This is a genomic window from Leptospira abararensis (assembly GCF_016918735.1).
GTDB classification, from domain to species: Bacteria; Spirochaetota; Leptospiria; order Leptospirales; family Leptospiraceae; genus Leptospira_A; species Leptospira_A abararensis.
Map to the genome: position 1 here is coordinate 1 of NZ_JAFFPR010000038.1, position 8779 is coordinate 8779.

The window sequence follows — 8779 nt, forward strand, 5'->3', positions numbered from 1 at the left end:
CCTAGAAAAACTTTGAATTGGAATACACCTGAAAATGAAATACGGGCGCTTGTGCGCTAGATTCTTGAACCTACCATATTAAAGGAAAAAATGAAAAAAATTATTACATTGTTGATAGCTTCAATCTATTCCTGTTCAGCATTGACGTTGATTTCACCTGGATTAACTTCCGATAATAGAATTGGTAAAAGTTCCAGTATTAAATTTGAAGAATCTTCTTTTTATGGAACTAAAATTTACCAAGTAAATATTTTCTACATTGAAAAAGAGAATACTAAGTATATTTTTGAAGATCCGAATAATATAATAGATCAAAAAATTATGGAAAATTTCCTTCAAAATCTTAAAGAGACAGACTTAATAATCCTTTCCGAAGTTTGTTTTGATAAGGAGAAATTCAGGAACAAACAGCTAGATTTTTTCCTTTACAAGTTTTCTTTAAATGGTAACCGATATTTAGAAAAAATTGAATACATTTATCCTTATTCATTTAGTGAAAAAGGAGACGGACTCTCTTTAGAACGACCTTTACTGATAAATGATAATTATCCAAATCAAACGAATATTGTTAAAACATCAGATAATTTCGTTACCTGTTCTCGATCAATTGTGAAATTTGAAAAAGAATTTCAAAATGAAGGGAAAAATATATTAAACATTACTACTCCAAGAAACTCCTTAACTTCCTATGAATTCTTTATTAAAAACGGTAAATTTGAAATACAAAATAATGAAGATATCGAATTAAATATAAAACTTAAAAGTAGAATGTGAAAAACTGCGCATAACAGCATGGAAACGCTGCGCTTCGGCACGAGGCCTCGCTTGGGCTACGCCACATTTCCCTTCTGTCACTCGTTTGCATCCGCAAACTCCGTGCCAGTCCCTAACGTCCCGTTCGGGACTCAGGGTCGGGAAACGTCGTCTCCACTAGTTCGTTATGCGAATATTTCCGAAAGTCCAAATAAAAACGGGCGTCCGTGCCCGTAAGAAAGATCAAATGGCATCAAGAATTAGATAGAATTTTCTTGACAGATATAACGCATATGTTATATTACCTTCAGTGTATGAGATAAAAAGAACTGAAGAACTAATTCTTTGGATCAAGGCTCTAGATAATGAAGCGAAAAAGGACATTTTAGTCTCTATCGAAATTCTTAAAGAATTTGGACCTAGACTTGGACGGCCACATGTGGATACTATAACCGGATCTAAAATTAAAAATCTTAAAGAACTTAGAATTAATAGTAAAAATAGACCTTTCCGAATTTTCTTCGTTTTTGATCCAAAGAGAAACGCTATTTTACTCATTGGCGGAAACAAAGCGACTTCAAAAAAATTCTATCCTGTGATGATCAAAAAAGCAGAAGAATTATATTCTGAATACTTGGGAGATTTGTAATATGGTTAAGAAAAAAATAAAAAAAATATTAAAAAACTTCGACGCTGACCTAGAAAAATTTGTTCCACAAGATATCATTAATCAAGCTAAAGCTGAAGCCCAAAAACAAATTTTCAAATTAAAACTTGCTGAGTTAAGACAAAATCAAGGAATCAAACAAACTGATGTTGATGGATTTTCACAAGTAAGTGTATCAAGAATTGAATCAAGAGCTGATATTAAAATCTCAACTCTGGTCGATTATGTTCATGCCTGCGGTTTCGATGTTGAAATTAAAGCTGTTCCAAGAAGAAATAAAAAGAAAGAAGAGTTTCTTCTCTTAAAAGCCTAGCTAAAACGCCATCCGTGGCTTAACTCAATTATATATCTCGGAAACGTCGCATAACAGCGGGGAAACGCTTCGCTTCGGCACTTACGGCCTCGCTTGGGCTGCGCCACATTCCTCTCCGTCACGCTTCTCGCTCCGCAAGAAGACGCGCCGACGCTAACGCCTCTGCGAGGCTCAGCTACGAGGAACGTCGTCTCCCCTAGTTCGTTAATTGCAATTAGTTGATCCAAAGAAGAAAACGCGCAAATTTTTTAGGAAGGTGTTGTCGATTTAAGCTTTGGAAGAGAACAATTTAAGCCTTTCTCTCCATTTAAGTGCAGTTTGCAATTTTTGCTTTTAAGAATTAAGAGAAAATTTGCGCTCACTTTTGTTGACCTTTCGACTAAACTTCTTTACTATACGAACTAACTGCAATTAACAGCGGCTTACCGCTCGCTCAGGGCCTTTTCCACTTCGCCTCAGATTTCTGAAAAAATCTGCTTCTCGTGGGGCCTTCGCTCGGCCTAAAGGCACATTCCGTGTCACGCTAACGCCTCTAAAGAGGCTCAGCTACACGAAACGTCGGTAAGCCTAATTCGTTAAGCGAAATGCCTTAAAATAAATTGTATGATCGTAAAGTTGCCAAGAAATTTAAATTTAGAAAACGTAATACAGGTTGTTAATGAAACAATTTCTTTAGAACGCCTCCCTAAAGATATTACGATTGAATTTGATTTTACAAATTTAAATTTTATTGAACCAGCAGGCTTGACTGCATTAAGCAACATTATAGAATTTCTTGCAAAAAACAAAGTTAGAATAGGCTTTAATGTTGATCGTTCACGCGCATATTATACTCAATCCGTTATTCGATATCTGGATGACGCAAATTTTTTTCAAAAATATACTGGATCGAAGCTTAACCAAGCATCTTCGTTAAGAAAAACTACGCTCGCATTGGAGACTATCAAAATAGAGGATAGCTTTCAATGGATTGAGCAAAATCTATTGCCTTGGATAAGAATACAAATTGGTTTAGGTGCATACGCAAACCTAGAAACAATGAAATTGTGCATGATGGAAATATTTAATAACATTTCAGACCACTCATTTGAAAATATTGCCTGTCTTTATGCGCAACATTTCCCTAGATGGAACCAGATCAAAATAGCAATATCTGACTTCGGAATTGGAATTCCTACTAATATTAGAAAAGAAATCCATTGTGATTTAGATTCTTTCGCTCTTCGAAAATCAGTCGAAGAAGGTTTTTCTACTAAATCTATACCTACAAATCGAGGGGCTGGTTTAGATATTTTAAGGAAAAATGTAGTTGTTAATAATGAAGGATCTATGACGATTCTATCCAATAAAGGGAAACTTGAAATTTCAAAGGATATTTCCCTGCATAATTCCTCTAAATTTATAGAAAGTAACAATTTTTTGTCCGAGTATCCTGGTACACTTATTCATCTTATCATAAACACCGACAGATATTTAGGAGATGAGGAGGAGGAAGATTTCACATGGTAATTCAATTAAAAGACTACATTGTTAACGGATATTCAAATAATGAAGGAGAAATCATTCACTCCCTGATCCTTAAAAATTTCGACAAAACAGAAAGAATTGAAATATCTTTTATTGGAATGGGTGCAGTCTCGTCTTCATTTGTAAATTGTGCCTTTATTAATCTTCTTGAATACTATACCTTCTCTGAAATAAAATCAAAAATTTATTTTACCAACACTTTAAAAATTCATAATGATTTAATCAAGGATCGTTTCAGCTTTGAAACGGCACTTCGCTTAACAGCGCCTTAACGCTTCGCTTCGGGTCAAGCCCTCGCTCGGTCTGCGACACATTCCTCTCCGTCACGATTCTTGCTACGCAAGAATACGTGCCGACGCTAACGCCTACTCCGTAGGCTCAGCTCCGAGGAACGTCGTTAAGGCTATTTCGTTATGCGTCATTAGTGAAAACATATGAAAGATTATATAGAAATCCTAGAATACTTTATCCCAAGAAGAAAAACTAAATATGGCCTACTAGCCATGCTATTAGTAGCTACAATTACCTTCTTTACTATTTTCAATACTATCGATTGGATTTCAAAAGTTATGTCGCTCTTCTCTATTTATTCTTCAATAATATTATTTTGGTATTTAGATTCATACAGACTCATTCTCCCTCATAAAAAAATAATAATTGGGATAACTCTAAGGTCACTTGATGCTAAATCTCAATCAATTATAAATAAAACTATAGTAAAAATAAGAGAACATATCCAGACAATAAACCTTGATAATACATTAAAAATCATTGAAATTGGAAGTGACGTTTTCTCTTCAAATGAAGAAGCAGAAAAATATGCTAGGAAGAAAAATATATCCGCAATTCTGCACGGAAATATAATGCAAGGCAAAATAAATGGAAATATTAAATATGATTTTCGTAATTTCTTTTGGTCTTGTTATTTTGGAAAAGAAGTTCAAAACGATAAAAACTCAATCCAAAGAATTTATTCGGATATCATTCTATTTCTTGAAACAGAGATCAGAGATTTTCTTATTGATGAGAGCAATAATCTAGAGGATTTAAACAGGGTATCTCAAGCACTTGCTAATATCTTAATATCATTAACAGGCATATTACTTAGCTTATCAAATGAAAAAATTGAAATATCTGCTAAAATAATTGAATCAATTTTGCCATTATTCGAATCAAAACTTACTATGGAACAAAGAAAAATCCTATACTTCCCCGACCAGAAAAAAGTTAACATTTCAATAAATTTATTGAAATCGGGAAGATTAAGAACTATTCTTATAAGTTGTTATCTAATTGTCGCTAATAGATATTTATTTCAAAACAAACATGATTTATCCAGAAATTATTTTAATAAAGCTATAAATAGCAATATCTATCCCACTGAAGCTCACATAGGCTTGGCTCTACTTTATTATAAAGAAGGAAACTTAAAAGAATCAAAGAAACATACACTTGAAATAAATAGAATCGATCCAGAAAATTATGCATTTTATATAAATATGGCCTTTTTTTCAGTACTCGAAAAAAAGTATAGAGATGCCATTTCCTATTACCACAAACTAAAATTAAATATTAAAGAACCGCAAACTTATCAGCTTAATTTTGTAATAAACTTTCTTAAAACAAAATTTGAAGAAAATAGTAATGAGTTCGCTTTTCTTTATTTAATTGGCTTTTTAAATTGGTTTTTTGCAAACCGATTTGAAGGCGGAAGATATTTAGAAGAGTTTATTAAATCTGCAGAAGGAATCAAGATTTACAAAGAAATGAAGGCTGATGCAAAGGATATCCTAAAACATCACTAACGACGCATAACAGCGACTTACCGCTACGCTTCGGCACAAGGCCTCGCTCGGGCTACGCCAAATTCCCCTTCTGGCATTCGCCTTGCTTTCGCAAGCTACATGCCAGTCCCTAACGTCCCGTTCCGGGACTCAGGGTCGGGGAACTTCGGTAAGTCTAGTTCGTTATGCGAAAATTTTCGGGCGCTTCTCCTTTAATAATTTGCGAGCGTCCGTGCTCGTTAAAATAGTAAAAAAAATAGTTGTTACCAATTCGGGAACATGTGCCTATTGATTTGTGAGGGTTATTTCTAGAAAAATACTGAGAGATTTCTACTCTATTCCCAAATACTCGGACTCTAAAATTCCGATCGAAGTTTGGTTTAAAGAGACTTCAAAAGCTTTCTGGAAATCTCCTTCTGATATTAAGGAAAAATACAGAAATGCTAGTTTCCTTAAGGATAATAGAATCGTTTTCAATATACATGGAAACAAATACAGATTAATTGTGAAGGTTCATTATAATTTACAAACTATATTTATACGATTTATCGGAACTCATGAACAATATGACAAAATCAATGCTGAGGTGATTTAAATGAACATTAAACCTATTAAAAATCAAAAAGATCATTTAGATGCTCTCTCAGAGATTGAAAAACTCTGGGATGCAAAGAAAAATACACCAGAATACGACAAATTAGATATTTTAATTACATTAGTTGATGCTTACGAGACTAAACACTACCCTATTGATGATCCAGATCCAATTGAAGCTTTGAAATCCGTTATGGATGACATGAACATGAAAAGTGTTGATTTAGGAAATCTCATCGGCGGGCGAAGTCGTGCCACTGAAATCTTAAATCGGAAAAGAAAGCTTACTTTAGAAATGATTAGAAAGATTAATCAAAATCTAGGAATTCCTACAGACATTCTTGTAAAAGAATATAAAGTCAAAACTTCTAAAACAGGAAGAAAAAGAACGCCGTCCGTGGCTTAATTATTTTTCTAAACCCGAAAACTTCGCATAACAGCGGGGAAACGCTTCACTTCGGCACTGACGGCCTCGTTCGGGCTGCGCCACATTCCTCTCCGTCACGTCTCTTGCGTCCGCAAGATTCGCGCCGACGCTAACGCCTTCTACGAAGGCTCAGCTACGAGGAACGTCGTCTCCCCTAGTTCGTTAATTGCAATTGGTTGAACCATCGAAGATAACGCGCAAATTTTCTTTGTAAGAGGGTGATGTCGATTCAAGCTTTTGGGAAGACCAATGGCGTACCTCTCCAAGTAAGTCCTGTTAAAGATTTTTGCTTTTTAAGATGTAAGAGAAAAATTTGCGCTGCTTTGAAAATCTTTCGATTCAACTTTATTTATTTATGTAACCAACTGCAATTAACATCCGCTAACCACTTCGCTTCGGGACGAGCCCTCGCTCGGTCTGCGACACATAGGCTTTTGTCACTCCTCTTGCATTCGCAAGAGTCGTGCCAATCCCTAACGCCTCTCCGAGGCTCAGGGCCAGCCTACGTCGGTTAGCTTGTTCGTTAATTGCAATTGGTTGAACCATCGAAGATAACGCGCAAATTTTCTTTGTAAGAGGGTGATGTCGATTCAAGCTTTTTTGAAAATCAATGGCGCCTCTCTCCAAGTAAGTCCTGTTAAAGATTTTTGCTTTTTAAGATGTAAGAGAAAAATTTGCGCTGCTTTGAAAATCTTTCGATTGATCTTTATTTATCTATGTAACCAACTGCAATTAACATCCGCTAACCGCTACGCTTCGGGACAAGCCCTCGCTCGGGCTAAAGCCACATTCCTCTCCGTCACGGTCTTTTGCTTACGCAAAAACCGCGCCGACGCTAACGCCTTCTACGAAGGCTCAGCTACGAGGAACGTCGGTAAGCTTGTTCGTTATACGCCATAAGGAAAATTTATGAAAAAAATAACTAAAGAAGGTAATTTCAATAATATGAAAATGATTCTTTGCAGGTTTACAGCATTATTTATAATAATCTCCGTCTTAGATTTTCTAATCAATACAACTTCACTTACTGAAACAGAATTGTATTATTACAAAATATGTTCAAAATTTTTTATACTAACCTCAGCAATTTACCTGATTAATCAATTATTCAAAATATTCGAAATAGTCGAAAACAAAAGGACATTTAGATTTTTCATTATCGACTTGTTTCTATTATATTTATTGGCAAGAATATTTATTGCTATTATAATGTTTCTACTATATCGTTTCGTCTTAGCTAAATTTCAATATCCAAGTGAATTATTTATAGAAAACTTTGTAAGAATTTTCTTGGAATATACTTCTTTTATTTTCATATTAATATACTTATTAAAAAACCAAAAAACTTTAAATTTCTTCACTAACCTAAAACAGTTAATTTTAGACAAAAAATTTAGACATTATATAGCAATTTTGACAATTTCAAATCTATTATATATTTTTATTGTTCAAGAAATTAAAGAGCAACCAAATCAACTTTTTTATCTTGTAAATTATGTACATATTTTTATTCAAATTAATTTGATTTTCAAAGCAACGCTATATTTATTTAAAAGCGAAAGCGATTACATTCCTTACGGCGTATAACAGCAACTAACCGCTGCGCTTCGGGACAAGCCCTCGCTTGGTCTGCGACACATAGGCTTCTGGCACTCCCCTTGCAGTCGCAAGTGTCGTTCCAGTCCCTAACGTCCCTTCGGGACTCAGGGTCAGCCTACGTCGGTTAGTCTAGTTCGTTATGCGAAATTGCTTGAATACAAATACAAACGGAATAAAACACATGAAAAAATACTTAAGTATCATAATTATCTTCTTAATTCCTACAATATTAAGTTCTAAAACTACATATTCCCAAGAAATTAAATTACCTCCCTTGAGAGTTTCTTACACTGATCTACAAAATCTGCTCAATATAATAGATAGCTTAAAAGAGAAAAGCGAAATAGAAAATGATATTATATATGAAAGAATAGTTCTAAGAGACAATAATAGAATAATACAAATTGATGATTCAAAAAATATTCCATTAGAATCAAATATTCCCGAATCTATAAATGATTTTTCTTATAACTATTTTGTTAAAGGGGAAAAATCGATAACCAGAATAGAATTGAATTTCTATGATTATGAACGAACATTGAGAATATCAGGAAACTCACCAATCAAAGTCGATGCAGCTTTATATCTATTACAAAATGAATTGGAAAAACTTTCATCAAGCATTGGAGGAGACTTTTTTATCTTTATAATAAAATCAATAAGTATCATGATAATTGTAATTATCCTATTTTTCACAATTGCTTTATATAAAAAACTATCCATATACTCAATTTTTTGGATGTGCACTACCATTTTCACAATAGCATATGTAATATTTTTCTCTTCCTTCGAATTATTATTCTCAGGATTCTCAGCTATTAGGGGCGATGCAAATTTTTTAGTAAAAAATGGCCCAATGATTTCATTTTTGAGCCTTGTATCTAGCGCATTACAAATTATCCATCCATTTAAACAAATTGTCCAATTGTTTAAAGAAGGAAAAATAATCATTGACTTCAAATAGTCTATTCAACAAATCGCAACTTCGCATAACAGCGCCTTAACGCTTCGCTTCGGCCCGAGGCCTCGCTCGGTCTGCGACACATAGGCTTCTGGCACTCCCCTTGCATTCGCAAGTGTCGTTCCAGTCCCTAACGTCCCGTTGGGACTCAGGG

The 8779-nt window shown here is 34.4% G+C and carries 9 protein-coding genes; all 9 read left to right on the forward strand.

Features of this window, described 5'->3' with window-relative positions:
* The first annotated feature begins 90 nt into the window (after positions 1-90).
* Positions 91-774 carry a hypothetical protein gene (locus JWG40_RS12180; protein WP_205286074.1) on the forward strand — a complete coding sequence of 228 codons (684 nt, stop codon included), beginning with the start codon at positions 91-93 and terminating at the stop codon, positions 772-774.
* 289 nt (positions 775-1063) lie between these two features.
* On the forward strand, positions 1064-1402 hold the full coding sequence (locus JWG40_RS12185) for a type II toxin-antitoxin system RelE/ParE family toxin (protein WP_205286075.1): 339 nt from the start codon (positions 1064-1066) through the stop codon (positions 1400-1402).
* 1 nt (position 1403) lies between these two features.
* Positions 1404-1733, forward strand: coding sequence for a helix-turn-helix domain-containing protein (locus JWG40_RS12190; RefSeq protein WP_205286076.1), 330 nt, complete (start codon positions 1404-1406; stop codon positions 1731-1733).
* A 603-nt stretch (positions 1734-2336) separates the two neighbouring features.
* The gene (locus JWG40_RS12195; RefSeq protein ID WP_205286077.1) at positions 2337-3242 is read left to right on the forward strand and encodes an ATP-binding protein; all 906 of its coding nucleotides are present in this window, start codon (positions 2337-2339) and stop codon (positions 3240-3242) included.
* The gene (locus JWG40_RS12200; RefSeq protein WP_205286078.1) at positions 3236-3532 is read left to right on the forward strand and encodes an STAS-like domain-containing protein; all 297 of its coding nucleotides are present in this window, start codon (positions 3236-3238) and stop codon (positions 3530-3532) included. The genes JWG40_RS12195 and JWG40_RS12200 overlap by 7 nt, the downstream gene beginning before the upstream one ends.
* A 162-nt stretch (positions 3533-3694) precedes the next feature.
* Positions 3695-5065 carry a tetratricopeptide repeat protein gene (locus JWG40_RS12205; protein ID WP_205286079.1) on the forward strand — a complete coding sequence of 457 codons (1371 nt, stop codon included), beginning with the start codon at positions 3695-3697 and terminating at the stop codon, positions 5063-5065.
* A gap of 274 nt (positions 5066-5339) precedes the next feature.
* A complete protein-coding gene (locus JWG40_RS12210) occupies positions 5340-5639 on the forward strand; it encodes a type II toxin-antitoxin system HigB family toxin (protein ID WP_205286080.1) in 300 nt (99 codons plus the stop codon).
* Positions 5640-6044: a helix-turn-helix domain-containing protein gene (locus tag JWG40_RS12215; protein ID WP_004787073.1), complete on the forward strand. Its 405-nt coding sequence runs from the start codon at positions 5640-5642 to the stop codon at positions 6042-6044.
* A 1771-nt stretch (positions 6045-7815) separates the two neighbouring features.
* Positions 7816-8628 (forward strand): hypothetical protein, encoded by an 813-nt coding sequence (locus tag JWG40_RS12220; protein WP_205286081.1) that lies wholly within the window; start codon positions 7816-7818, stop codon positions 8626-8628.
* Positions 8629-8779 lie beyond the last annotated feature (151 nt).